The sequence below is a fragment of the Streptomyces sp. LMG1-1-1.1 genome (assembly GCF_040815545.1).
GTDB lineage: Bacteria > Actinomycetota > Actinomycetes > Streptomycetales > Streptomycetaceae > Streptomyces.
In genome coordinates this window covers 287,928-310,687 of the sequence record NZ_JBFPNH010000065.1, presented here as the reverse complement: position 1 = coordinate 310,687, position 22,760 = coordinate 287,928, and the positions used below count along the sequence as shown (strand labels likewise).

Genomic DNA, 22,760 nt, shown 5'->3' with positions numbered 1-22,760 from the left:
GGGGCACTACCGTGCCCGTATGACGACTGCACTGATCACAGGCGCCACCGCGGGCATCGGAGCCGCCTTCGCACGGAGACTCGCGGCGGACGGCCACGATGTCGTGCTGGTGGCGAGGGACATGAAGCGGCTCCGGGAGCAGGCCACCGAGCTGCACGACCGGCACGGCATCGAGGCCGAGGTGCTCTCCGCGGACCTCGCCGACGAGAAGGGCATCGCCTCCGTCGAGGCCCGCCTCTCGGACCCGAAGCGGCCGGTGGACCTGCTCGTGAACAACGCCGGCTTCGGCAACAAGGGCCGTTTCCTCGAAGTCTCCATGGCCGACGAGCTCAAGATGCTCACGGTGCACTGCGAGGCGGTGCTGCGGCTGACCTCGGCCGCCGCCGCCTCGATGAGGGAGCGGCGCCGGGGCGCCGTCGTGAACGTCGCCTCGGTGGCGGCCTTCGTGCCCCGCGGCACCTACGGCGCCTCCAAGGCCTGGGTCGTCCAGTTCACCCAGGGCGCGGCGCGGGACCTCGCGGGCAGCGGGGTCCGGCTCATGGCGCTCTGCCCGGGCTTCGTCCGCACCGAGTTCCACGAGCGCGCGGGGATGGGGACGGACAACATCCCCGGCTGGATGTGGCTCGACGCGGACAAGCTCGTGTCCGCGGCGCTCTCGGACCTGGAACGGGGGAAGACCCTGTCCATCCCCGACCCCCGCTACAAGGCCCTCATGGGCGTGGCGAAGCTGGCGCCGCGCGGTCTGCTCGGCGGCGTCTCCTCCAAGGCGGGCCGCAAGTACGGGCCGAAGTAGGCCTGTTACAGAGGGAGTCGCACGGTCTCGCCGTCCTGCCAGGTCACGTGCAGGGTGCGGCCGGCGACCCGGACGTCCGCGAGGCCGGACACCGGAGCGGGGGCGGCCTCGGCGGTGAGGGACGCGAGGGCGACGAAGAGGCTCTCCGGACCGTGCGTGACGCCGTGCAGCGCGGGGGTACGGGTGGGGCCCGGGCCCTGGAGGGTTGCTCCGGTGGGCAGTTCGACGGTCCCGGGGCCGTAGCCGTGGACCGGGTGGAGCTGGGAGACGGGCCCGTCGGCGTGCGCGGCCCAACCGGTCTGCCGTACGGGCGTCCCTTCCGGGGCGCCGAGGACGAGGTGGGCGCGGACCTCGGCGCGGCCGTGCGCGAGGGTCGCCGACACGACTCGCACGCCGGGCAATGGACGGTGCAGGGAGGCGGCCCAGCCGGGTCCCGTACCGGCCGGGGTGGCGGGGCCGCGCCGCGTGGGCTCCCCGTCGGCGATCAGGGCGAAGTGGTTGTCGGCGGGGTCGGGCGCGGCGGTGGGTCCCGTACGGGTGGAGTAGGCCTGGCGGGCGTACCCGGGGTCGTCCTCCCCCCTTTCCCCGCTCCGCACGTGGTTGGTGCCGTGGTTGTGGAGGCGTACGAGCCCGTCGGCGGCGGTGGTCTGGACGAGCAGTCCGGCCGGGGCGACGGGACGGACGGTGTCGGCGCGTTCGGCCGGCAGGGGTTCCTCGGGGTCGGTCCAGGCCGGGTGGCCGGCGGGCAGGAGGAGGCCGAGGAAGCCCTTGGAGGCCCAGTAGGGGGAGCCGGGTCCCGAGTACTCCTGGACGAGGGGGGCGTACGGGCCGTGCCAGCCGAGCGTGAGGAGCCCGCGGTCGTCGGTGGCGCGGGGCCGGCCGGTCGCGCAGCGGTCGTCGGTGGCGCCGCGGTCGTCGGTGGCTTCTCGGTCGTCGGTGGCGCAGCGGTCGTCGGTGGCTTCTCGGTCCAGGAAGTAGCGCAGGGTGCCGGAGGCGAGGCGGCGGGTGGCGCCGGGGGTGAGCGGGGTGTGGCCGGTGAGGGTGCCGAGCCATGGGGCGGCGGCCGCGGCGAAGCGGTAGATCAGGGAGCGCCCGTACGGGAGGGGGGCGCCGTTCGCGTCGAAGAGGTGGACGTAGTCGTCGAGGTGGGCGCGGAGGCGGGGCCCGTAGTGGTCGAGGAGCTTCCGGTCGTCGCCGAGGTGGGCGTGCAGGACGGGGTAGAAGTGCAGGGCCCAGGCGTTGTAGTGGTCGAAGGCGCGGTTGTCGCCGTCGCTGTACCAGCCGTCGCCGAGGTACCAGTCCTCGATCCGGGCGAGGGAGCGGTCGATCGTGGCGGCGGCGCGGTCGGTCTCGACGCCGGCGTCCTGGAGGAAGCCGGCGACGGTGAGGCCGAAGAGCCACCAGTTGTTGTCGACGGGCGACGGGCCGAGCGCGGGCAGGAGCCACTCGGCGACCCGCTGCCGGGTGCCGTCGTCGAGGCGGTCCCAGAGCCAGGGGCGGGTGAGGCGGAGGCCGAGGGCGACCGAGGCGGATTCGACGACCGCCTGGCGGGTGTCGGCCATCAGGGGCCAGGAGTCCGGGTCCGCCCGTCCGGGCCGCGCGGTTCCGGCGGCGAGGCCTTCCGCGTACCGGTCGAGGTGGCCGTGCGGGTCCTCGCCCCCTGCGCCCGCGGTGCGGAGGGCGGCGAGAAGGAAGGTGCGGGCCCAGCCCTCCAGGCCGTCGGAGCGGGCCCCCGACCAGCTGGGGCGGGGGCCAGGGAGGTCGATCAGCGCACGTCCCGGCGAGGCGTACGGGCGGACGGCGAGGAGGAGTCGGTCGGCCGCGGCCTCCCAGTGGGTACGGGTCCAGCCGGTGTACGGGCTGAGCTCACGGTTCTCGGGTGGCGTGGGCATGATGCTCCCTGGGACTCCCTGCGGTGACGTCTGCCTCGCGGGGAATCCTGGACAGACTCCGATCGAACGTCAAGACGATCGGAGCGAATGATCGAAACTCCCGTCGTTCGATCATTTCTGGGCTAGGGTCGGAGAACACGACCACCGCGAGGGGGAACTGCGCCGTGCGCGAGAGTGCTGCCGAACGACACGACCGACTGCTGGCCCTGGTGCGCGAGCGCGGCACCGCCCGCGTCTCCGAACTGGCCGAGCGCCTCGGGGTCTCCCCCGTCACCGCCCGCCGGGACGTCGAGGCGCTGGCCGGGCAGGGGCTGCTCGACCGCGTGCACGGCCAGGTGTCCTGGCCGCGGGGACAGAGCGCCCCAGGCGCCGGACGGCCGGGCGAGGGCCTGGTGCTCGGCCTGCTCGCCCCCTCCGCCACGTACTACTTCGCCGAGGTCATCCGCGGCGCCCACGAGGCGGCGGCGCGGGCCGGCGCCCGGCTCGTGCTGCGCATCTCGGACTACCGGCCCGAGGAGGACCGCGCCCGCACCGAGGGACTCCTCGCCGCCGGCGCCGAGGGCGTGCTCGTGGCGCCGGGCTGGCGGGGCCCCGAGGACCGCCTCGCGTACGGGGACTGGCTGGCGGAACTCCCGGTGCCTGCCGTGCTCCTGGAGCGCAGGGCCGAACCCGGCAGCCCCCTCGACGACCTCGACCGGGTCGTCTCCGACCACGGCCACGGCGTCCTGCTCGCCCTGCGCCACCTACTCTCCCTCGGCCACGCCACACCGCTGCTCGTGGCCCGGCGGGACTCCCCCACCGCGCTCGCGGTGCGCGCGGGGTACACCGAGGCGCTCGGCACGCTCGGCCTGAAGGAGCCGCGCCCGGTCATCGACTCCGTACCGGCCGAGGCGGATCCGGAGGGCTTCGAGCGGGCCGTACGGGCCCTGCACGACGCGGTCCGCTCGGACCTCGCGGACGCGGCCCTGGTCCACAACGACGTGGACGCGATCGAGATCGTGCAGCGCCTCGCCGAGCTGGGCGTACGCGTGCCGCAGGACCTGGCCCTGATCGCCTACGACGACGAGGTCGCCGCCCTCGCCGACACCCCGCTGACGGCGGTCGCGCCGCCGAAGCGGCAGGTGGGGCGGCACGCCACGGAGCTCCTCGTGGAGCGGCTCACCGAGAGCCCCGACGAGGACGCCGCCCGACGCCATCTGAGCCTGCTGCCGAGGCTGCGGGTACGGGACTCCTGCGGGGCGCGGCACGACTGACGGGCGCGGCGACCGGCGCCGGCGGGCGGCGCCGGCGGACAGCCCCACGGGCGATCGATCTGTTCTTTTTTCGATCAATCAATCTTTCGCTCTTGACTTCGGTCATGAACGGTCACAGGATCACGGCCACAACCTCCCAGCCGCCCCGCCCCCAGGAGTCGAGCCGTGACCCGTAGTTGGAGCAGAACGTCCCGCGTCATAGCCGGCACCGCCACCGCCCTCGCCGTCCTCACGGCCTGCGGCGGCGGCGGTGACGACACCGCGAGCAAGTCGACCGGGCCCGAGACCATCACCTTCTGGGGCTGGGCCAAGGGCTCGAAGGACGTCGTGGACGCCTTCAACGCCTCCCACACCGACATCCAGGTGAAGTTCGAGGAGATCCCCTCCGGCACAGCCGGCGGCTACGCGAAGATCTCCAACGCGGTGAAGGCCGGCAACGCCCCCGACCTCGTCTCCATCGAGTACTCCTCGCTCCCGGAGTTCGTGAGCTCCGGCGCCCTCCAGGACATCGGCGACCAGTTCACCGAGGCCGACCGCGCCAAGCTGCTCCCGCAGTCCGTCGAACTCACCACCCTCGGCGGCAAGTCCTGGGCCGTCCCCTTCGACGCCGCCCCGCAGGCCTTCTTCTACCGCAAGGACCTGTTCGCCAAGTACAAGATCCAGACCCCGGCGACCTGGGACGACTTCAAGAAGGCCGCCGAACAGGTCAAGAAGGCCGACGCCAAGGCCCGGCTCGCCACCTTCTTCCCCGACGACCCGACGACCTTCGAGGCCATGGCCTGGCAGGCCGGCGCCCAGTGGTTCAAGGCCGAGAACGACACCTGGAAGATCGACACCGCCGACCCGGCCACCACCAAGGTCACCGCCTACTGGCAGGGCCTCCTCGACGCCGACCTCGTCCACAAGGACGCCTCCTTCAGCCCCGAGTGGGTCGGCTCCCTCAAGAACGGCACCACCATCGGCTACCTCGGCGCCTCCTGGGGCGCCGGCGTCCTCAAGGGCAACGTGCCCGAACTGAGCGGCAAGTGGGCCGTCGCCCCGATCCCCACCTGGGACGGGAAGCCCGCAAGCGGCATGCTCGGCGGCACCTCCTTCGCCGTCACCAAGGACAGCAAGAAGAAGGACGCGGCCGTCACCTTCGCCGAGTGGATGTCCACCACCGAGGACGGCGTGAAGGCCCGGATCGCCTCCGGCACCTCCTCCGCCTTCCCCGCCGCCGCCGCCCTGCGCCCGGTCGCCAAGAAGGCCTTCGACGCCGGCTACTACGACGGCCAGGACATCTACGCCCTCTTCGAGGCCGCCGGCGCCTCCATCAACCCCAACTGGTCCTGGGGCCCCACCACCGGCACCACCAACACCACGATCAAGGACCACTTCGGCAAGATCGCCCAGGGCGGCCCCGGCATCGCCGACGCCGTCAAGGCCGGCCACGACGCCACCGTCGCCGAACTCACCAAGCGCGGCCTGAAGGTCGAGGGCTGACCGCATGAAGGCCCGAACCCGCGCCGCGGCGATCCTGCTGACCCCGTTCTTCCTCCTGTTCACCGCGGTGATGGTGGTGCCGATCGGCTACGCGGTCTGGCTCAGCCTCTTCACCGAGAAGCAGTCCGGACTGGGCTTCGGCGGCACCGAGACCGTCTTCACCGGCCTCGACAACTACACCGCGGCGCTGGGTGACCGGGCCTTCCGCGAGGGCTTCGGCGTCCTGCTCGGATACTGCCTGCTCTACATCCCGCTGCTGCTCGCCGGAGCCCTCGGCCTCGCCCTCCTGCTCGACTCGGCACTCGCCCGCGCCCGCCGCTTCTTCCAGCTCGCGCTGTTCCTGCCGCACGCCGTCCCCGGCATCATCGCCGCCCTGATCTGGGTCTACCTCTACACGCCCCAGCTCAGCCCGGTCGTCCAGGCGATGGACGCCGGAGGCGTCGGCTTCGACTTCTTCTCCCCCGAAGGCACCCTGCCCTCCGTCGTCAACATCGCCCTGTGGGAGTGGCTCGGCTACAACATGGTCATCTTCTACGCGGCCCTCCAGGCCATCGACCGCTCCGTCCTCGAAGCGGCCACCGTCGACGGGGCCGGCGCCTGGCGGATCGCCTTCGCCATCAAGATCCCGCTCGTCAAGGCCTCCCTCGCCATGGTCGGCCTCTTCACGATCATCGGCTCCCTCCAGCTCTTCACCGAACCGCTGATCCTCAACAAGGGCACCGGATCCGCCGTCACCTCCACCTGGACGCCCAACATGTACGCGTACACCGCGGCCTTCGACCGCAACGACTACGGGCTCGCCGCCGCGGCCTCCGTACTCCTCGCCCTGACGGCCGCCCTGCTCTCCTTCGCGGTCACCCGCCTCACCGGCCGGCGCAAGGCGGGCACGGCACGCGCGGCGAGCACGGCACACACCGCGCGACGCAAGGCGGGCACGGCACGGAAGGAGCAGACGGCATGAGTAACCGCTCCCCCCACCGCTGGCTGTCCAAGACGGCCGTCAACGGCTCCCTCCTCCTCGCCGTCGTCTACATGCTCTTCCCCCTCGTGTGGCTGCTCACCGCCGCCACCAAGGACGCCGGCGGCCTCCTCGCCGGCAACGCCTTCTCCTTCGAGGGCTTCGACCTCGGCGGCAACCTCAGCCGGCTCGCCGCCTACAACGACGGCGTCTACTTCCGCTGGTACGCCAACAGCCTGCTCTACGCCGGCCTCGGCGCCCTCGCCTGCTCCCTCGTCAGCGTCGCCGCCGGATACGCCTTCCACGTCTACGACTTCCGGGGCAAGGAGAAGCTCTTCGGCCTCGTCCTCCTCGGCGTGCTCGTCCCCACCACCGCGCTCGCCCTGCCGATGTACCTCCTCGCCAGCGAGATCGGCGTCGTCAACACCTACTGGGCCGTCCTGATCCCCGTCCTCGTCAACCCGTTCGGCGTCTACCTCTCCCGGGTCTTCTGCGCCGGCTACATCCCCGACGAGGCCCTCGAAGCCGCCCGCATCGACGGCGCCGGCGAACTGCGCGTCTTCTGGTCCATCGGACTGCGCATGGTCATGCCCGGCTTCGTGACCGTCTTCCTCTTCCAGTTCACCGCCGTCTGGAACAACTTCTTCCTCCCCCTGGTGATGCTGTCCGACCAGAAGCTCTACCCGCTGAGCCTCGGCCTGTACGCGTGGAACAGCAACGCCCACGCCGAACCCGACTTCTACCCCCTCGTCGTCACCGGGTCCCTCCTCGCCGTCGTCCCGCTCGTCGTCGCCTTCGTCTCCCTCCAGCGCCACTGGAAGGCCGGCCTCACCGCCGGCAGCGTCAAGTGAGGAAGGCCGGTACCCACGATGCACCCCGCCACTGACAGCCGCCCCACCCTCCTCCTCGCGATGGGCCCCGGCATCGCCGACCGGCTGCTCACCGGCGCCCACCGCGACCGACTCGCCGCCCTCACCCGCACCGACCCGCACCTCGTCGCCCACGACCTCGCCGCCCCCGGCCCCCGCGTCGCCGCCGCCCTCGCCGAGGCCGAACTCCTCCTCACCTGCTGGGGAGCCACCCCCCTCACCGCCGACGTCCTCGACCGCGCCCCCCGGCTCAAAGCCGTCGTCCACGCCGCCGGCTCCGTCAAGCACCACATCACCGACGCCTGCTGGGACCGCGGCCTCCGCGTCACCTCCGCCGCCGCCGCCAACGCCCTCCCCGTCGCCGAATACGCCCTCGCCGCGATCCTCTTCGCCGGAAAGGGCGTCCTCCGCTCCGCCCAGCGCTACGCCCGGCACCGCACCGACGACTCCTGGCTCACCGAGTCCGCCCCCTGGGGCAACTACCACCGCACCATCGGCATCATCGGCGCCTCCCGCATCGGCCGACGCGTCATCGAACTCCTCCGCCCCTTCGACTGCGAAGTCCTCCTCTACGACCCGTACGTGACGACCGCGCCCCCCGGCACCGAACTCGTCGGCCTCGACGACCTCTGCGCCCGCAGCACCGTCATCTCCGTCCACGCGCCCCAACTGCCGTCCACGTACCGCATGATCGGCCCCGCGCAACTCGCCGCGATGCCGGACGGCACCACCCTGATCAACACCGCCCGCGGCTCCCTCGTCGACGAGACCGCCCTCCTCCCCCACCTCGTCTCGGGCCGCCTCCACGCGGTCCTCGACGTGACCGACCCCGAACTCCCCTCGCCCGACTCCCCGCTCTGGACCCTCCCCAACGTCCTCCTCACCCCCCACGTCGCCGGCTCCCTCGGCAACGAACTCCACCGCATGACGGACGAGGCCCTCGCGGAGATCACCCGCTACACCATCGGCGAACCGTTCGCCGACGAGGTCCACGCCGCCGACCTGACCCGCTCGGCCTGACCCGCCGCGACGCCCAGCATGCTGCCAGGGCATCCCGGCGCGCCGGACCTAGACTGAAAGGGTTCCCAGCGCGGTCGGGAGGCGTCATGACTTTCGTACAGATCATCGACTGCAAGACCAGCCGGGTCGACGACCTGAACCGGCTCATGGATGAGTGGGTGGAGCAGACCAAGGGCAAGCGGACCGCGACCCACAACATCGTGGGGAAGGACAGGTCGGACGCTTCGCACGTCGTGGAGATCGTCGAGTTCCCGTCGTACGACGTGGCGATGCGGAATTCGCAGCTGCCGGAGACGGACCGGATCTTCCGGGAGATGGTCGCGCTCTGTGACGAGATGCCGACGTTCACGGACCTGGACGTGGTGCGGGACGAGGCGTTGTACAAGAACAACGCGCGGCGGCTGATGGAGATGCTGGCGACCGAGCAGGAGCTGGCGCTGCTGGACGAGGTGCTGGCGGAGGGCTATCACGACCACGATCCGATGAACGACCAGGACGTGATCGGGATGGACGCGGTGCGGCGCGAGGTCGAGTCGTGGCGGGGCGGTTTCGACTTCGCTTTCGCCATCGACGACCAGATCGCGGAGGGCGACCGGGTGTGCACGCGGTGGACGTGGAAGGGGACCCACACCGGTGACTTCATGGGCATTCAGCCCAGCGGGATGGAGGTCTCGATGACGGGGACGGTCATCCACCGGTTCCGGGACGACGGGAAGATCGTCGAGGGGTGGTGGCAGTACGACAGGCTCGGGCTGATGGAGAGGCTCGGCGCCGTGGAGGGCTAGCCGCTCCCCCGAAAGATCACCGAGGCAACACCGAGGCCCGGTGCTCCCGCGACGGGAGCACCGGGCCTCGGCGGTCGGTCAGGTGCCTCAGTGGGAGTGACCGTGGCCGTGGCCGTGGCCCGCGTCCGCCGGCTCCTCTTCCTTCTTCTCCACCACGAGGGTCTCGGTGGTGAGGAGGAGGGAGGCGATGGAGGCGGCGTTCTCCAGGGCGGAGCGCGTCACCTTGACCGGGTCGATGACGCCGGCCTTGACCAGGTCGCCGTACTCGCCGGTGGCGGCGTTGAAGCCCTGGCCCTTGTCGAGTTCCGCCACCTTGGAGGTGATGACGTAGCCCTCGAGGCCGGCGTTCTCGGCGATCCAGCGCAGCGGCTCGACGGCGGCGCGGCGGACGACCGCGACACCGGTGGCCTCGTCGCCGGTCTTGTCGAGGTTGCCCTCGAGGACCTTGACGGCGTGGACCAGAGCGGAGCCACCACCGGAGACGATGCCCTCCTCGACCGCGGCGCGGGTCGCGGAGATGGCGTCCTCCAGACGGTGCTTCTTCTCCTTCAGCTCCACCTCGGTGGCGGCGCCGACCTGGATCACGCACACGCCGCCGGCCAGCTTCGCGAGGCGCTCCTGGAGCTTCTCGCGGTCCCAGTCGGAGTCCGTGGACTCGATCTCGGCCTTGATCTGGTTGACGCGGCCCGCGACGTCCTCGGAGTTGCCGCCACCGTCGACGATGGTGGTGGAGTCCTTGGTGATGGTCACGCGGCGGGCGGTGCCCAGCACGTCCAGACCGGCCTGGTCGAGCTTGAGGCCGACCTCCTCGGCGATGACGGTGGCACCGGTGAGGGTGGCCATGTCGCCGAGCATCGCCTTGCGGCGGTCGCCGAAGCCGGGGGCCTTGACGGCCACGGCGTTGAAGGTGCCACGGATCTTGTTGACGACCAGGGTCGACAGGGCCTCGCCCTCGACGTCCTCGGCGATGATCAGCAGCGGCTTGCTGGCGCCGGCCTGGATGACCTTCTCCAGGATGGGCAGCAGGTCCTGGATCGAGGAGATCTTGCCCTGGTTGATCAGGATGTACGGGTCGTCGAGGACGGCCTCCATACGCTCCTGGTCGGTCACCATGTACGGGGACAGGTAGCCCTTGTCGAAGGCCATGCCCTCGGTGAAGTCGAGCTCCAGGCCGAAGGTGTTGGACTCCTCGACGGTGATGACACCGTCCTTGCCGACCTTGTCCATGGCCTCGGCGATGAGCTCGCCGACCTGCTGGTCCTGCGCGGAGAGCGCGGCGACGGCGGCGATGTCGGACTTGTCCTCGATCGGGCGCGCGGTGGCGAGCAGCTCCTCGGAGACGGCCTTGACGGCGGCGTCGATGCCCTTCTTCAGGGCGGCCGGGGAGGCGCCGGCGGCGACGTTGCGCAGACCCTCGCGGACCAGGGCCTGGGCGAGCACGGTGGCGGTGGTGGTGCCGTCACCCGCGATGTCGTTGGTCTTGGTCGCCACCTCCTTCACCAGCTGGGCGCCGAGGTTCTCGTACGGGTCGTCGAGCTCGACCTCGCGGGCGATCGTGACACCGTCGTTGGTGATGGTGGGGGCGCCGAACTTCTTGTCGATGACGACGTTGCGGCCCTTGGGGCCGATCGTCACCTTGACCGTGTCGGCAAGCTTGTTGACGCCGCGCTCAAGGGCGCGACGGGCGTCCTCGTCGAACTTCAGGATCTTCGCCATGGGAGCGGTTCAGCCCTCTCGGATTCTGGTGGAACGAACTGCGCCCCGGGGCGCCTGGAAGGGGCCTCGGGGCGCAGCTCAGAGCATCTGCTTCAGTGCTCGGTACTTCGGTACTTCGGTACTTCGGTACTTCGGTGAATTACTTCTCGACGATCGCGAGCACGTCGCGAGCCGAGAGGACGAGGTACTCCTCGCCGTTGTACTTCACCTCGGTGCCGCCGTACTTGCTGTACAGCACGACATCGCCGGTCTTGACGTCGAGCGGCAGACGCTCGCCGTTCTCGAAGCGACCCGGGCCAACGGCAAGGACGACGCCCTCCTGGGGCTTCTCCTTGGCGGTGTCCGGAATGACCAGGCCAGAGGCGGTGGTCTGCTCGGCGTCGAGCGGCTGGACCACAATGCGGTCCTCGAGCGGCTTGATGGCAACCTTGGAGCTGGTGGTCGTCACGATCCGACCTCCCCCTTCGGAGATCTCACGGGGCTAACTGTCTGAGGTGGCGACCAGGTGGATCCGTCGTCGCGGGTGCCGGACCTGCCCGTCGCTGTGTTGGCACTCTCCAGTGGGGAGTGCCAGAAGCGAGACTATGACCGCGATTAGCACTCGGTCAAGCGGAGTGCCAATTCATCGCTCCGTGGCGTGACGGGGAGGGGTTCGGTCCGGGCCGCGACCCGGACCGCGGCCGGGTCCTTCGCCGCGTCCCCGGCCCGGTCCTCGGCCACGTCCCCGGCCCGCACCCTCGCCGCGTCCCCGGCCCACTCCCCGCAGCCCTTCGCGTCCTCCGCCGTCCCCCGCGCTTCCCGTGCCGGCGACGGATGGGGGCTCACCCGTTCCGCCGCCTTGCGCCCCAGCCGTTCGATCGGGTCGACCGAGGAGGCGCAGGCGGGGAGGGCGAGGAGGGCGCCGGTGACGGCCAGAGCGGCGGTCAGGCGCCGCGCCCGGGTTCTCACACGTAGTCCTCTAGCTTCGCGACGGCGTAGCCCTTCGCCGTGATCACGTTCATCACCCTGCGGATCATGTCCGGCATGGAGCCCTTCCAGTCCTCCCTGCCCCGGAAATGGGTGAGCACGATGTCGCCGGGGTGCAGGTCCCGGTCCCACTCGCGCCATTCCATGTGGTCGGGGAAGGCCTCGGAGGCCCACAGCGGGACCGCCTTGACGCCGCAGGACTTGGCGGCGCGCAGGGTGTCCTCGTTGTAGTTGCCGTACGGCGGGCGGAAGAGCGGGGGCCGCTTGCCGAACCGCTTCTCGATGACGTCCTGCATGCCGCAGATCTCGCGCTCCTGCTGCTTGTACGAGAGTCCGGGCAGGTAGCGGTGGTTGAGGGTGTGGTTGTGGAGGGAGATCCCGGACTTCTGCGACGTCTGCATCCGGGCGAAGTAGCCGTAGTCGTCCTTGACGACGTAGTCGCTGAGGAAGGCGCTGTAGGGGACGCGGAGGTCGTTCATCATCCGCAGCAGGTCGGGGTCCTTCTCGGCACCGTCGTCGATGGTGAGGAAGACGACCTTCTGCTTGGTCGGCACGGTGGTGAAGACGGGAGGGAGGCCCGTGCCGTCGGTCTCGAAGCCCTTGCGGGTGGTGATCTTCGGTTTGACGGCGGGCGGGGCGGGCGCTTCGAGCGGCGGGCGGGCGAGGCCCCACTTCCTGGCGGCGAGGACGCGGGCGGCGCGCTCCTGGCGGACGCGGTCGAGGTAGGCGTTGAGCGCGCCGGACGCGCCGCCGCCGGCCTGGGCCTGCCGGCCGGCGGCGGGGGCCGGCGGGGTGTCGTCCGGTGCGGCGGCGCCGGAGCAGGCCGTGGCGAGGGCGGCGAGGGCGGCGACGAGGAGGGCGGCCCCGAGGGTCCGACGGGAAGGGGGCGCGCCGATCACCATAGATTCTTCCTTTTGTCGTACGAGTTGCATGGCGCCGCATCCTGTCAGCGCGGGGGCGACATTCCGGGCCGCGACACCACCGCACCGCCCCACCGTCCCCCGGCCGGCCCACAGCGGCGCAGGGCCCACAATGGGACGGGTGACCGACCTCGCCTCCTTCGCCCCCCTGCTCGGCCCCGAGGGTCAGACGCTCCTCACCGCCCTGCGCGACTACGACCCCGCCCGGGAACTGGCGGTCGCCTCCCGGCTGCGCCGCGACCACCCCGCCGAGCTCGTCACGGCGGCGCTCGGCCAGGCGCGACTGCGGCAGCGGGCGGTGGCGAAGTTCGGCGCCGAGGACGCGTACCGGATGTACTTCACGCCCCACGGCGTCGAGCAGTCGACCCGCGCCTCGGTCGGCACCTACCGGGCCGGCCGCATGAGGGAGCTCGGCGTCCGCAGCGTCGCCGACCTCTGCTCCGGGATCGGCGGCGACGCCATCGCCCTCGCCCGCGCCGGGATCTCCGTCCTCGCCGTCGACCGCGACCCGCTGACCGCCGAGGTGGCCCGCGCCAACGCCGAGGCGCTCGGCCTCGCGGAGCTGATCGAGGTCCGCTGCGCCGACGTGACCGAGATCGACACCAGCCCGTACGACGCGGTGTTCGTCGACCCGGCGCGGCGCGGCGGCCGGGGCAGGATCTTCGACCCGGAGGCGTACTCCCCGCCGCTGTCCTGGGCCGTCGAGGCGGCCCGCAAGGCCCCGCGCGCCGCCCTGAAGGTGGCGCCGGGCATCCCGCACGAGGCCGTCCCCGAGGACGCCGAGGCCGAATGGATCTCGGACGGCGGGGACGTGAAGGAGGCCGTGCTGTGGTTCGGCACGGAGCCGGGCGCCCGCCGCGCCACCCTGCTGCCCTCCGGCGCCGGGCTCACCGGCCGGGGGCTGCCCGACCCGGCGGTCCGGCCGGTCGGCCGCTACCTGTACGAGCCGGACGGCGCCGTCATCCGCGCGCACCTCGTCGCCGAGGTCGCGGAGGAGCTGGACGGGGGCCTGATCGACGAGACGATCGCCTACGTCACGGCGGACGCGCTCTCCCCCACCCCGTACGCCGCCGCCTACGAGATCACCGACGAACTGCCCTTCAACCTCAAGAAGTTGAAGGCTCTGCTGCGGGAGCGCGAGGTCGGCACCCTGACCGTGAAGAAGCGCGGCTCGGCGGTCGAACCCGAGGAGATCCGGCGCAAGGTGAAGCCGAAGGGCCCCAACTCCGCGACGGTGCTGCTCACTCGGGTCGCGGGAGCCCCGACGATGCTGATCGGCCGGCCGGCCGGCGGGGGCCGGTGAGCCGCACCGCGAAGCGGTAGTGGCCGACGGCCTTCGCCAGGCCGGTGAGCCCCGTGACCCAGAGGATCAGCGCGGCGCCCATGCCGTACGCGACGAGGCCGTAGCCGCCGTCCTCCCAACGGGCGCCCGCGGGCACGGCGAAGCCCAGCCAGAGGCCGACCCCGCACATCGCGAAGGACAGCAGCAGCCAGCAGGCGGAGAGGGCCGGGGCGCGCAGCCGGGCGTCCGTCGGACCGTGCCGGTCGAGCGCCGCCCACCGGGTCAGGAGCTCCCGGACGGTCCGGTCGCGCCGCAGGCTCCGCACGGTCAGCCACCCGGCGGGGATGAGGATGCCGACGCCCAGGGCCGTCGCGAAGACCCCGGTCAGCACCGTGAGCGGGTCGCGCATCGGCCCGCCGAGCGACGTCAGCAGCACCCCGACCAGGCCCCAGCCCAACTGGAGGAGCGCGCACCACACCAGGAACATCACCAGCCGTCCCGGGCCGAGCAGCCGCCGCCCCAACTCGTCGAGCGCCAGCGCCCGGTCGGCGATCCGCGCCTCCCGGTCGGGCCAGCTCTGGAGCTCGGCGGGCGGGGGCGGCGGAGGCAGCGGCATACGCGGGGACATGCCGAGCACCCTAAGCGTCACGGTCCCGACCCGACGACGGGCCTCCCACCTCCGAGCCCCTCCGACCGCCCGAAGCCCCCGCGTCCGACTCCCCCGAGCCCCCTGGCCCCAGCCCCCGGAGCCCTGGACATCCGGCTCCCCTGGCCCCTAGCCCTCCGGATCCCCCGCGCTCCGCTCCCCCGCGTCCCCGTCCCCCAACTCCCCCGCCCGCGCCCTCAGCAGCCCCCGCTCGCTCTCGTTCCTGGTGAGGGCCGCGGCCCGCTCGAACTCGGCGCGGGCCTCCGCGGTCCGGCCGAGGCGGGCCAGCAGGTCGCCGCGGACGCTGGGGAGCAAGTGGTAGCGGGACAGGGCCGGTTCGGCGGCGAGGGCGTCGACGATCGGGAGGGCGGCGGCCGGGCCCTCGGTCATCGACACGGCGACGGCGCGGTTCAGTTCGACGACCGGCGAGGGTGCGAGGGCGCCGAGCCGCCCGTAGAGCGCGGCGATCGTCGCCCAGTCCGTCTCCTCGTACGAGGCCGCCCGCGCGTGGCAGGCGGCGATGGCGGCCTGGAGGGCGTACGGCCCGTAGGAGCGCCCGTCCCCGGCCCTCTCCAGGGCGGCGAACCCGCGCCGGATCAGCAGCCGGTCCCAGCGCCGCCGGTTCTGCTCGGCGAGCAGCACCGGCCGCCCGTCGGGTCCGGTGCGGGCCGCCGTCCGGGACGCCTGGAGCTCCAGGAGCGCGGCGAGGCCCTGCGCCTCGCCCTCCGCCGGCACGAGGGCGGCGAGCACCCGGGAGAGCCGCAGCGCGTCCTCGCACAGGCCGGGCCGCAGCAGGTCGTCTCCCGCGGTGGCCGCGTACCCCTCGTTGAAGATCAGGTAGACGACTTCGAGGACCGAGCCGAGGCGGGCCGCCCGCTCCTCCCCGTACGGCACCTCGAACTCGACGCCCGCCTTCGCGAGCGTCCGCTTGGCACGGGTGATCCGGGCCGCGACGGTCGCCTCCGGCACGAGGAAGGCGCGGGCGATCTCGTCCGTGCGGAGCCCGCCGACGAGCCGCAGCGTCAGCGCGGCCCGCGCCCCGGCGGAGAGCACCGGATGGCAGGCGGTGAAGATCAGCCGCAGGACGTCGTCGTCGATGTCGCCGGGGCCCGGGGGCTCCGGGTCGTACGACTCCTCCGGGAGCTCCCTGCCCACCTCGGCGAGCTTCCGGGCGTACGTCTCGCGCCGCCGCACCAGGTCGACGGCGCGGTGCTTGGCGGTGGCCGTGAGCCAGGCGCCCGGCCGTTCCGGGACGCCTGACCTCGGCCACTGCTCAAGGGCGGAGACGAGCGCGTCCTGGGCGATCTCCTCGGCGATGCCGACGTCGCGGACGATCCGCGCGACCGTCGCGATGATCCGCGCGGACTCCATCCGGAAGACCGTCTCCAGCGTGCTCTGCACCGTCACGGCTCACATGACAGCACACCGCGCGTCAGGCGCCCGGCATCTCCTCGACCTCGCGGACCTCGAGGCCGACCTTCCAGTGCGGCGGGTGGACGGCGAGGAAGCGCTTCCCCCACTCGACGGCCTCGGCCATGTCCTTGCACTGGAGCATGGCGTAGCCGCCGACGACCTCCTTGGTCTCGGTGAAAGGACCGTCGGTGTACGACAGGCTCCCGTCCGACCAGGTGATCCGGGTGGCCTCGGCGGTCGGCTTGAGCCCCGCCGTGTCCAGCATGGCGCCGGCCTTGTTGATCTCCTCGAAGAGCGCGCCCATCCGCGCCTCGAAGCCGGGGTCGGCGCTCTCCATGTCGATGGTGTTCTCCTCGATGCGGACGAGGGACAGGAAGCGGGGCATGAGGACTCCTCGGTGGTGCGGGTGGCGGGGGCTGTTCCCCGCCTCTCACTCATACGTCGAACGGGCGTCGCCCGCATCGACACCGCGCCCGGGGGAATCTCAGACGTAGTCCTCCAGGCGGGCCACCGTGAAGCCCTGCTCCTGGATGCGGCGCAGCATGGTGGCCGTCATCTCGGTCATCGTGCGGCCCTTGAGCTCGGACGGGCCGCGGAAGTGGGCCAGGATGATGTCGCCGGGGTGGAGCTTCCGGTCGCCGCGCTGGTACTGCATGTTCTTGATCTGCATGGACTCGCGCCACAGGACGATCGCGTCGACGCCGCACTGTCCGGCCGCCGCGCGCGTGGCCTCGTTCCAGTTGCCGTAGGGCGGGCGGAAGAGGCGGGGGGTCGTGCCGTACCGCCGTGCCAGCTGCTCCTGCTGGCCGCAGATCTCCCGGCGCTGGGCGTCCTGGGAGAGGGTCCGCAGGTTCGGGTGGGTGAGGGTGTGGTTGGCGACGCCGTGGCCCTGGGCGGCGAGCGGGGTGAAGTACCCGTAGTCGGCGCGGATGGCGGAGTCGGTCAGGAACATCGTGAAGGGGACCTTGAGCTCGTCCATCATCGTGACGAACCCGGGGTCCTTCTCGGCCCCGTCGTCGATCGTGAGGAACACGATCCTCTCGGTGGTGGGGATCTCGCTGATGACCGGGACGGGGTCGCCGGGCCGGCGTGCGACCGGCTTGGCCGCGGGCGGCGCGGGCGCGGCCGGGAAGGGCTTCAGGCCCCATTTCCGGTACGCGGCGGCAGCGGCGGCCCCCGGGGCCGCGGGCGCTTCGGGCGCCCCGTGCCCCGCGGTGGGCGCGTCCGCCGGCGGGGTCGCGGGTTCGGTCGCCCGTTCGGGTACCGGTGCGGTGGCGGGGTCCTGCGCCGCGCAGCCGGTCACCAGGAGGACGACGGCGGTCAGCACCGCCCACAGCGTGATCGTCTTCTTCACGAGCTGTGGGATGCCCGCCGGAGTCGAAAGGTTGCTCTCCTTTCGCTCGCTTGTCGCCTATTCGATCGATTCGAAGCGCCAGCGGTGGACCGGACGGGTGATCAGCTCCGCGTCCGGCTCCGGCAGCTCGGGGAGTTCGGCGTCGAAGGCGTCCGCCTCCCACCAGGTGAGGACGAGGACCCGGTCCTGGGGCGCCCGGAGGATCTCCCGGCGGACCGGCTCGCGGACGAGGACCTGCGCCCGCGCCCACTCCAGGAGCTCGGCGCCCCGGCCCCGGGCGGCCCGCGCCTCCCACATGAGGGTGAGCCTCACGAGTACAGGTTCTCCTTGCTGACCTCGTGCACGTGGTCGTGGGAGTGGTCGTGGCCGTGCGCCCCGGGGACGTGCGGGTCGGTCACCGGCAGGGACGAGTCCGCCGACAGCTCCAGGTCGGAGGCCGGCCGGTTGCGGGCGACCATCTCGGAGCCGAGGGCGGCGACCATCGCGCCGTTGTCGGTGCACAGGCCCGGCCGGGGCACCCGCAGCCGGATGCCGGCCCGCTCGCAGCGCTCCTGGGCGAGGGCCCGCAGCCGCGAGTTGGCGGCGACGCCGCCGCCGATCATCAGGTGGTCGACGCCCTCGTCCTTGCAGGCCCGGACGGCCTTGCGGGTGAGCACGTCGACGACCGCCTCCTGGAAGGACGCGGCCACGTCCCGTACGGGCACGTCCTCGCCGGCCGCCCGCTTCGCCTCGATCCAGCGGGCGACCGCGGTCTTGAGGCCGGAGAAGGAGAAGTCGTACGCGGGGTCGCGGGAGCCGCTCAGACCGCGCGGGAACGCGATGGCCGCGGGGTCGCCCTCCTTGGCGAGCCGGTCGATGACCGGGCCGCCGGGGAAGCCCAGGTCGAGGACGCGGGCGATCTTGTCGAAGGCCTCGCCGGCCGCGTCGTCGATGGTGGCGCCCATCGGCCGCACGTCGGAGGTGATGTCCGAGGAGAGCAGCAGTGAGGAGTGGCCGCCGGAGACCAGCAGGGCCATCGTCGGCTCGGGCAGCTTGCCGTGCTCCAGCTGGTCGACGCAGATGTGCGAGGCCAGGTGGTTGACGCCGTAGAGCGGCTTGCCGAGGGCGTACGCGTACGCCTTGGCCGCCGAGACGCCGACGAGCAGCGCGCCCGCGAGGCCGGGGCCCGCGGTGACGGCGATGCCGTCGAGGTCCTTCGCGGAGATCCCGGCCGTCTTCAGGGCGCGCTCGATCGTCGGGACCATCGCCTCCAGGTGGGCGCGGGAGGCGATCTCGGGCACGACGCCGCCGAAGCGGGCGTGGGTGTCGACGCTGGAGGCGACGGCGTCCGCGAGGAGGGTGGTGCCGTGCACGATGCCGACGCCGGTCTCGTCGCAGGACGTCTCGATGCCGAGTACCAGCGGTTCGTCAGCAGCCATCAGATCTCAGTCCCAGTTCCTTGAACGATCAGTCGCATCACGAGCGCGTCGACATTGCCCGGCTGGTAGTAGCCGCGCCGGAAACCGATGGGCTCGAAGCCGAAGCGCTCGTAGAGCTTCTGGGCCCGGGTGTTGTCCACGCGCACTTCGAGGAGGACCTCCTCGCACTCGAAGGCGGTGGCTTCCTTGAGCAGGTCGGTGAGGAGCCGGGCGCCGAGGCCCGTGCCCCACTGGTCGCGGGAGACGGCGATCGTCTGCACGTCGCCGAGTCCGCCGGCGGCGGCGAGCCCGGCGTACCCGACGAGACGGCCGTCGGCCGGGTCCTCCGCGACGATGTAGTGACGGGTGGCCCGCGGACCCCTGGCGTGCGCGAGCTCGGACCAGAACATCCCCTCCGACCAGGCGTCCTCGGGGAACAGCTCGGCTTCGAGGGCGAGCACCGTCTCGATGTCCCACCAGCGCATCCCGCGCAGCACGGCCCCGGTCACGGCGGCGGTCACTTGGGGGTGACCACCTTGTAGTTCTTCGGCACCTGCGCGTCGGGGCGCCGCAGGTACATCGGCAGCGGGTCGAGGAAGCCGTCCCCGCCCGCGGCCAGCCGCTCCGCCGCGAGCCCGGCGAGCGCGGCCGCCGACTGGTGCTCGGGGTCGCGGGCGTCGGGGAAGGCGTCGGGGTAGAGGCGGGCGCCCGCGCCGACGACCGGGAGGCCGGCCAGCCGCTCGGCGATGTCGGCGGGCCGGTCGACGGCCGCGTCGGTCACCCGGGTACGGGAGTCGTCGTACCGCGCCCAGTAGACCTCCTTGCGCCGCGCGTCGGTGGCGACGGCGAAGGGCTCGTCGAACCCGGCGGCGTACGCGAGGCCGTCGAGGGTGCACAGTCCGTGCACCGGCACGCCGAGCGCGGAGGAGAACGCCGCGGCCGTGACGAGGCCGACGCGCAGTCCGGTGTACGGGCCGGGGCCGACGCCGACGACGATCCCGGTGACCGCGTCGAGCTTGAGACCGGCCTCCTTGAGGACCCGGTCGACGGCGGGCATCAGCAGCTCCCCGTGGCGGCGGGCGTCGACCTGGCTCGACGAGGCGACGACGGCGTCGCCGTCGTGCAGGGCGACGGTGACGGCGGGGGTGGCGGTATCCATGGCGAGCAACAGCACGCGAACAGCCTACGGCTCCCGGGCCGGGTGCCGCCCCGCCGCCCGGGCCCGGCCGGGTGCCGCCCCGGGCACGGCGCCCCGGACCTCGGTCCCGCGGCTGCTACCGTCACCCTTCGATACGTTCGTACGAGAGGTGGGCACGGTGGCACGGAGCAGCTCGGGATTCGTGGCCGGGCTCACGGCGGCGGCCGTCGCCGCGGTCGCGTTCCTCGCCTACCAGGCCTCGGCGAGCGCCCCCTCCGACCTGTCGGCGAAGCCCCGTACCTCCGGCACCGCCGTCCCGTCCGTCTCGCCGAGCGGCGGCGCGAGGAAGCCCGCCGCCGACCCGCTGGCGGTGCCGGCGAACTCCGGCACCGGCGAGCGGGTGGTGTACGCGCTGGCCGACCGCCGGGTGTGGCTGGTCGACGGCAAGGGAAAGGCGACCCGTACGTTCTCCGTGATGCCGAGCACGGTCGACCCGCTGCCGGGGGCGTACAAGGTGACCTCGCGCTCGGGTTCGGTCCGCGGTTCGGACGGCGTGCAGATCGAGCACGTGGTGCGCTTCGCGAGCAACCAGGACGTGGCGATCGGCTTCAGCGCGGCGGTGGACGGCTCGACGCCGACCCCGGACCCGACGAAGAAGACCGGCGGCGTCCGCATGAAGCGCGCCGACGGCGACGCGCTGTGGACCTTCGCGGTGATCGGCGCGAAGGTCGTCGTCGTCGCCTGAGGCGCCGCGCGCCTTCGCGGTGATCGGCATGACCGTCGTCGCCGCCGACTGAAGCACCGCGCTGCCGGCGTCCCCGGCCGCGATCCGCAGGAGCGGGACCCAGACCGCCTCAGACAGCCTCAGACCGCCTCAGGCAGCCTCACGCCGCCTCGTCCCGCACGACCGGTTCCGGCGCCTCTTCGTCTTCCTCGGGCCGGGGCCGCGGCGGGGTGGAGAGGGCCCGTGCGGCGGCGCAGGACGCCAGCAGCTCACTCATCGGTACGTGGTCCCGGCCGGGTTCCGCGCGCTCGGGCGTCGCCATGCATGCCTCCCGTAGGTTAGGTACACCTAACCAGCTCGTGCATCCATGTGACCACGGCGCGTACGACCCACGCAACACCTTCCCGACACGTTGTCGGAACCTACGTACCGGCGGCCGCGGCCGCTCAGAGCGCGCCCAGCTCCTCGTCGGCCCAGCGCGCCCCGATCCCGCGCAGCACGACCGTCCGCCGGTCGTCGTCGGTGTCGCCGGTCACCCGGTGGATCAGCAGGTGGAGCCGGTCGTCGGTCAGCTCCTCGACCTTGCCGTCGCCCCACTCGACGACCACCACCGACTCGGGCAGCGAGACGTCGAGATCCAGGTCCTCCATCTCGTCCAGCCCCCCGCCGAGGCGGTACGCGTCCACGTGCACCAGGGCCGGGCCGCCGACCAGCGACGGATGGACCCGGGCGATGACGAACGTCGGGGACGTGACCGCGCCCCGCACCCCGAGCCCCTCGCCGAGGCCCCGGGTGAGCGTGGTCTTCCCGGCGCCGAGCTCGCCGGTGAGCATGACGAGGTCCCCGGGACGGAGGATCTTCGCGAGCCGGCGGCCCAGTTCCTGCATCTGCTGGGGGGAGTCGACCGAGAGGGTCGCGCCGGACACGGGCGGGTGCGCTGCTTCCATACCCGCCAACTTAGCCCTTGCGGCCGTCCGTCCTCGTCACGGCCGTCGTCGCCGTCGCCCGCGCATCCGGCTCCGGCACGGCACCCGCCCGCACCAGGAGGTCGGCCAGCCGGTCGGTGACCACCTCGGGGTGCTCCAGCATCACCAGGTGCCCCGCGTCGGGAACGATCACCAGTTCGGCGTCCGGCAGGAGGTCGCCGATGGCCTCGGTGTGGGAACTGGGCGTCACCAGGTCGTTGTCGCCGGCGAGGGCGAGCGCGGGAAGGTCGTGGAAGGCGGCGAGGGCGGCCGACTTGTCGTGCTCGGCGAACGCCGGATAGAAGGCGGCGACCACGTCGATCGGCGTCGACTCGATCATCCGCTCCGCGAACCGGACCACCGCCGGATCCACGTCCCTCGACGAGAACGAGTACTTCTTGATCAGCCCGGCGAACAGGTCGGCGGTCGCCCGGCGTCCCCGCTCGACCAGCTCCGCCTGCGACCCGAGCGCCCGGAGCACCCCTGGCAGGACCCGCCGGACGGCGTTGACCCCCGCGATCGGCAGCCCGTACGACACCTCGCCCAGCTTCCCCGCCGACGTGCCGACGAAGGCGACGCCCACCACCCGGTCGCGGATCAGCTCCGGATACCGCTCGGCGAGCGCCATCACCGTCATGCCGCCCATCGAATGCCCCACCAGCACCAGCGGGCCCTCGGGCGCGGCCGCGTCGAGCACCGCCTTCAGATCACGGCCCAGCCGGTCGATGGAGACGGGCACCCCGCCGGGACCGGCCTGGGAGACCCCCTGCCCGGAGCGGCCGTGGCTGCGCTGGTCCCAGTGCACGCTCCGGACGAGACCGCGCAGCGCCGCCCGCTGGAAGTGCCAGGAGTCCTGGTTGAGGCAGTACCCGTGACTGAACACGACGGTCACCGGGGCGGGTTCCTTCCGCCCGAAGAGCCGCCTGCGACGACCGGACGACGGATCCGGCTCGACCTCGTCCACCTCGTAGTACAGCACCGTCCCGTCGTCCGCGGAGACCCTGCCCGGAGTGCCGCGCAGCCCGCCGTACGGGCCGGTGGCGTCCAGCGCGAGCCGCGCCTTCTCCCGTACGGAACGGCCGACGGTCAACCGCTCGACGGCCACCCCCGCCGCCGCACCGGCGGCGAGGACACCTATCGCGGCCCCGGCGAACCCGGCCCGCCGCCAGCTCCTCGACTCGCCCACG

25 protein-coding genes are annotated in these 22,760 nt (G+C 72.5%); 9 read left to right on the top strand and 16 right to left on the bottom strand.

Annotation, left to right across the window (positions count from 1 at the left end):
* The first annotated feature begins 19 nt into the window (after nucleotides 1-19).
* Nucleotides 20-793: an SDR family NAD(P)-dependent oxidoreductase gene (locus MRBLMG1_RS32640; RefSeq protein ID WP_367827744.1), complete on the top strand. Its 774-nt coding sequence runs from the start codon at nucleotides 20-22 to the stop codon at nucleotides 791-793.
* A 5-nt stretch (nucleotides 794-798) separates the two neighbouring features.
* Here MRBLMG1_RS32640 and MRBLMG1_RS32635 read toward each other — a convergent pair whose 3' ends face one another.
* On the bottom strand, nucleotides 799-2,685 hold the full coding sequence (locus MRBLMG1_RS32635) for a DUF2264 domain-containing protein (protein ID WP_367827743.1): 1,887 nt from the start codon (nucleotides 2,683-2,685) through the stop codon (nucleotides 799-801).
* 164 nt (nucleotides 2,686-2,849) lie between these two features.
* Here MRBLMG1_RS32635 and MRBLMG1_RS32630 point away from each other — a divergent pair, with 164 nt between their 5' ends.
* The 6 genes from MRBLMG1_RS32630 (at nucleotide 2,850) to MRBLMG1_RS32605 (ending at nucleotide 9,052) form a co-directional block, all read left to right on the top strand.
* Nucleotides 2,850-3,938, top strand: coding sequence for a substrate-binding domain-containing protein (locus MRBLMG1_RS32630; RefSeq protein WP_367827742.1), 1,089 nt, complete (start codon nucleotides 2,850-2,852; stop codon nucleotides 3,936-3,938).
* 165 nt (nucleotides 3,939-4,103) lie between these two features.
* Nucleotides 4,104-5,420, top strand: coding sequence for an ABC transporter substrate-binding protein (locus MRBLMG1_RS32625; protein WP_367827741.1), 1,317 nt, complete (start codon nucleotides 4,104-4,106; stop codon nucleotides 5,418-5,420).
* Between the two features lie 4 nt (nucleotides 5,421-5,424).
* On the top strand, nucleotides 5,425-6,381 hold the full coding sequence (locus MRBLMG1_RS32620; RefSeq protein WP_367827740.1) for a carbohydrate ABC transporter permease: 957 nt from the start codon (nucleotides 5,425-5,427) through the stop codon (nucleotides 6,379-6,381).
* Nucleotides 6,378-7,229: a carbohydrate ABC transporter permease gene (locus tag MRBLMG1_RS32615; RefSeq protein WP_367827739.1), complete on the top strand. Its 852-nt coding sequence runs from the start codon at nucleotides 6,378-6,380 to the stop codon at nucleotides 7,227-7,229. Before MRBLMG1_RS32620 ends, MRBLMG1_RS32615 begins: the two co-directional genes overlap by 4 nt.
* A gap of 18 nt (nucleotides 7,230-7,247) precedes the next feature.
* Nucleotides 7,248-8,267: a hydroxyacid dehydrogenase gene (locus MRBLMG1_RS32610; protein ID WP_367827738.1), complete on the top strand. Its 1,020-nt coding sequence runs from the start codon at nucleotides 7,248-7,250 to the stop codon at nucleotides 8,265-8,267.
* 86 nt (nucleotides 8,268-8,353) lie between these two features.
* The gene (locus tag MRBLMG1_RS32605; RefSeq protein WP_367827737.1) at nucleotides 8,354-9,052 is read left to right on the top strand and encodes an ester cyclase; all 699 of its coding nucleotides are present in this window, start codon (nucleotides 8,354-8,356) and stop codon (nucleotides 9,050-9,052) included.
* 87 nt (nucleotides 9,053-9,139) lie between these two features.
* On the opposite strand, the gene groL is transcribed toward MRBLMG1_RS32605, so the two are convergent.
* The 4 genes from groL to MRBLMG1_RS32585 form a co-directional block, all read right to left on the bottom strand.
* On the bottom strand, nucleotides 9,140-10,768 hold the full coding sequence (groL, locus tag MRBLMG1_RS32600) for a chaperonin GroEL (protein WP_367827736.1): 1,629 nt from the start codon (nucleotides 10,766-10,768) through the stop codon (nucleotides 9,140-9,142).
* Between the two features lie 139 nt (nucleotides 10,769-10,907).
* Complete coding sequence (gene groES / locus MRBLMG1_RS32595) at nucleotides 10,908-11,216, bottom strand: co-chaperone GroES (protein ID WP_015035628.1); 309 nt, start codon at nucleotides 11,214-11,216, stop codon at nucleotides 10,908-10,910.
* 146 nt (nucleotides 11,217-11,362) lie between these two features.
* Entirely contained in the window at nucleotides 11,363-11,716 is a 354-nt protein-coding gene (locus tag MRBLMG1_RS32590) for a hypothetical protein (protein WP_367827735.1), read from the bottom strand.
* Nucleotides 11,713-12,636, bottom strand: coding sequence for a polysaccharide deacetylase family protein (locus tag MRBLMG1_RS32585; protein ID WP_367827734.1), 924 nt, complete (start codon nucleotides 12,634-12,636; stop codon nucleotides 11,713-11,715). The genes MRBLMG1_RS32590 and MRBLMG1_RS32585 overlap by 4 nt, the downstream gene beginning before the upstream one ends.
* A gap of 130 nt (nucleotides 12,637-12,766) precedes the next feature.
* Here MRBLMG1_RS32585 and MRBLMG1_RS32580 point away from each other — a divergent pair, with 130 nt between their 5' ends.
* Nucleotides 12,767-13,957 carry a class I SAM-dependent methyltransferase gene (locus MRBLMG1_RS32580; RefSeq protein ID WP_367827733.1) on the top strand — a complete coding sequence of 397 codons (1,191 nt, stop codon included), beginning with the start codon at nucleotides 12,767-12,769 and terminating at the stop codon, nucleotides 13,955-13,957.
* Here MRBLMG1_RS32580 and MRBLMG1_RS32575 read toward each other — a convergent pair.
* From MRBLMG1_RS32575 to tsaB, 8 genes are all read right to left on the bottom strand, one after another.
* A complete protein-coding gene (locus tag MRBLMG1_RS32575; protein WP_367827732.1) occupies nucleotides 13,896-14,564 on the bottom strand; it encodes a hypothetical protein in 669 nt (222 codons plus the stop codon). The genes MRBLMG1_RS32580 and MRBLMG1_RS32575 overlap by 62 nt on opposite strands.
* A 147-nt stretch (nucleotides 14,565-14,711) precedes the next feature.
* Complete coding sequence (locus MRBLMG1_RS32570) at nucleotides 14,712-15,953, bottom strand: RNA polymerase sigma factor (RefSeq protein WP_414721692.1); 1,242 nt, start codon at nucleotides 15,951-15,953, stop codon at nucleotides 14,712-14,714.
* A 61-nt stretch (nucleotides 15,954-16,014) separates the two neighbouring features.
* On the bottom strand, nucleotides 16,015-16,380 hold the full coding sequence (locus MRBLMG1_RS32565; protein WP_367827729.1) for a YciI family protein: 366 nt from the start codon (nucleotides 16,378-16,380) through the stop codon (nucleotides 16,015-16,017).
* 99 nt (nucleotides 16,381-16,479) lie between these two features.
* Nucleotides 16,480-17,349, bottom strand: coding sequence for a polysaccharide deacetylase family protein (locus tag MRBLMG1_RS32560; protein ID WP_367827728.1), 870 nt, complete (start codon nucleotides 17,347-17,349; stop codon nucleotides 16,480-16,482).
* 57 nt (nucleotides 17,350-17,406) lie between these two features.
* The gene (locus tag MRBLMG1_RS32555) at nucleotides 17,407-17,661 is read right to left on the bottom strand and encodes a hypothetical protein (RefSeq protein ID WP_367827727.1); all 255 of its coding nucleotides are present in this window, start codon (nucleotides 17,659-17,661) and stop codon (nucleotides 17,407-17,409) included.
* The gene (gene tsaD, locus MRBLMG1_RS32550) at nucleotides 17,658-18,767 is read right to left on the bottom strand and encodes a tRNA (adenosine(37)-N6)-threonylcarbamoyltransferase complex transferase subunit TsaD (protein WP_367827726.1); all 1,110 of its coding nucleotides are present in this window, start codon (nucleotides 18,765-18,767) and stop codon (nucleotides 17,658-17,660) included. Before tsaD ends, MRBLMG1_RS32555 begins: the two co-directional genes overlap by 4 nt.
* Nucleotides 18,767-19,231, bottom strand: a complete 465-nt coding sequence (gene rimI / locus MRBLMG1_RS32545) for a ribosomal protein S18-alanine N-acetyltransferase (protein ID WP_367827762.1) — start codon at nucleotides 19,229-19,231, stop codon at nucleotides 18,767-18,769. Before rimI ends, tsaD begins: the two co-directional genes overlap by 1 nt.
* A gap of 32 nt (nucleotides 19,232-19,263) precedes the next feature.
* Complete coding sequence (tsaB, locus tag MRBLMG1_RS32540) at nucleotides 19,264-19,920, bottom strand: tRNA (adenosine(37)-N6)-threonylcarbamoyltransferase complex dimerization subunit type 1 TsaB (protein ID WP_367827725.1); 657 nt, start codon at nucleotides 19,918-19,920, stop codon at nucleotides 19,264-19,266.
* Between the two features lie 166 nt (nucleotides 19,921-20,086).
* Between tsaB and MRBLMG1_RS32535 the strand changes: the two genes are divergently transcribed.
* Nucleotides 20,087-20,629, top strand: a complete 543-nt coding sequence (locus MRBLMG1_RS32535) for a L,D-transpeptidase (RefSeq protein ID WP_367827761.1) — start codon at nucleotides 20,087-20,089, stop codon at nucleotides 20,627-20,629.
* 139 nt (nucleotides 20,630-20,768) lie between these two features.
* On the opposite strand, the gene MRBLMG1_RS32530 is transcribed toward MRBLMG1_RS32535, so the two are convergent.
* From MRBLMG1_RS32530 to MRBLMG1_RS32520, 3 genes are all read right to left on the bottom strand, one after another.
* Nucleotides 20,769-20,930, bottom strand: a complete 162-nt coding sequence (locus MRBLMG1_RS32530; RefSeq protein ID WP_367827724.1) for a hypothetical protein — start codon at nucleotides 20,928-20,930, stop codon at nucleotides 20,769-20,771.
* Nucleotides 20,931-21,054: 124 nt separating this feature from the next.
* Nucleotides 21,055-21,555, bottom strand: a complete 501-nt coding sequence (tsaE, locus tag MRBLMG1_RS32525) for a tRNA (adenosine(37)-N6)-threonylcarbamoyltransferase complex ATPase subunit type 1 TsaE (RefSeq protein WP_367827723.1) — start codon at nucleotides 21,553-21,555, stop codon at nucleotides 21,055-21,057.
* A gap of 10 nt (nucleotides 21,556-21,565) precedes the next feature.
* Nucleotides 21,566-22,759, bottom strand: coding sequence for an alpha/beta fold hydrolase (locus MRBLMG1_RS32520; protein WP_367827722.1), 1,194 nt, complete (start codon nucleotides 22,757-22,759; stop codon nucleotides 21,566-21,568).
* Nucleotide 22,760: the final 1 nt, after the last annotated feature.

Excerpts from the sequence above, each read along its gene's own strand:
- MRBLMG1_RS32615 (WP_367827739.1), top strand. The coding sequence starts at position 6,378 with ATGAGTAACCGCTCCCCCCACCGCTGGCTGTCCAAGACGGCCGTCAAC.
- MRBLMG1_RS32575 (WP_367827732.1), bottom strand. The coding sequence starts at position 14,564 with ATGTCCCCGCGTATGCCGCTGCCTCCGCCGCCCCCGCCCGCCGAGCTC.
- MRBLMG1_RS32530 (WP_367827724.1), bottom strand. The coding sequence starts at position 20,930 with ATGGCGACGCCCGAGCGCGCGGAACCCGGCCGGGACCACGTACCGATG.
- MRBLMG1_RS32640 (WP_367827744.1), top strand. The coding sequence starts at position 20 with ATGACGACTGCACTGATCACAGGCGCCACCGCGGGCATCGGAGCCGCC.
- tsaD (WP_367827726.1), bottom strand. The coding sequence starts at position 18,767 with ATGGCTGCTGACGAACCGCTGGTACTCGGCATCGAGACGTCCTGCGAC.
- MRBLMG1_RS32580 (WP_367827733.1), top strand. The coding sequence starts at position 12,767 with ATGGGACGGGTGACCGACCTCGCCTCCTTCGCCCCCCTGCTCGGCCCC.
- MRBLMG1_RS32635 (WP_367827743.1), bottom strand. The coding sequence starts at position 2,685 with ATGCCCACGCCACCCGAGAACCGTGAGCTCAGCCCGTACACCGGCTGG.
- tsaE (WP_367827723.1), bottom strand. The coding sequence starts at position 21,555 with ATGGAAGCAGCGCACCCGCCCGTGTCCGGCGCGACCCTCTCGGTCGAC.
- rimI (WP_367827762.1), bottom strand. The coding sequence starts at position 19,231 with ATGCGCTGGTGGGACATCGAGACGGTGCTCGCCCTCGAAGCCGAGCTG.
- MRBLMG1_RS32585 (WP_367827734.1), bottom strand. The coding sequence starts at position 12,636 with ATGGTGATCGGCGCGCCCCCTTCCCGTCGGACCCTCGGGGCCGCCCTC.
- MRBLMG1_RS32565 (WP_367827729.1), bottom strand. The coding sequence starts at position 16,380 with ATGCCCCGCTTCCTGTCCCTCGTCCGCATCGAGGAGAACACCATCGAC.
- groL (WP_367827736.1), bottom strand. The coding sequence starts at position 10,768 with ATGGCGAAGATCCTGAAGTTCGACGAGGACGCCCGTCGCGCCCTTGAG.
- MRBLMG1_RS32620 (WP_367827740.1), top strand. The coding sequence starts at position 5,425 with ATGAAGGCCCGAACCCGCGCCGCGGCGATCCTGCTGACCCCGTTCTTC.
- MRBLMG1_RS32610 (WP_367827738.1), top strand. The coding sequence starts at position 7,248 with ATGCACCCCGCCACTGACAGCCGCCCCACCCTCCTCCTCGCGATGGGC.
- MRBLMG1_RS32570 (WP_414721692.1), bottom strand. The coding sequence starts at position 15,953 with ATGGAGTCCGCGCGGATCATCGCGACGGTCGCGCGGATCGTCCGCGAC.
- MRBLMG1_RS32605 (WP_367827737.1), top strand. The coding sequence starts at position 8,354 with ATGACTTTCGTACAGATCATCGACTGCAAGACCAGCCGGGTCGACGAC.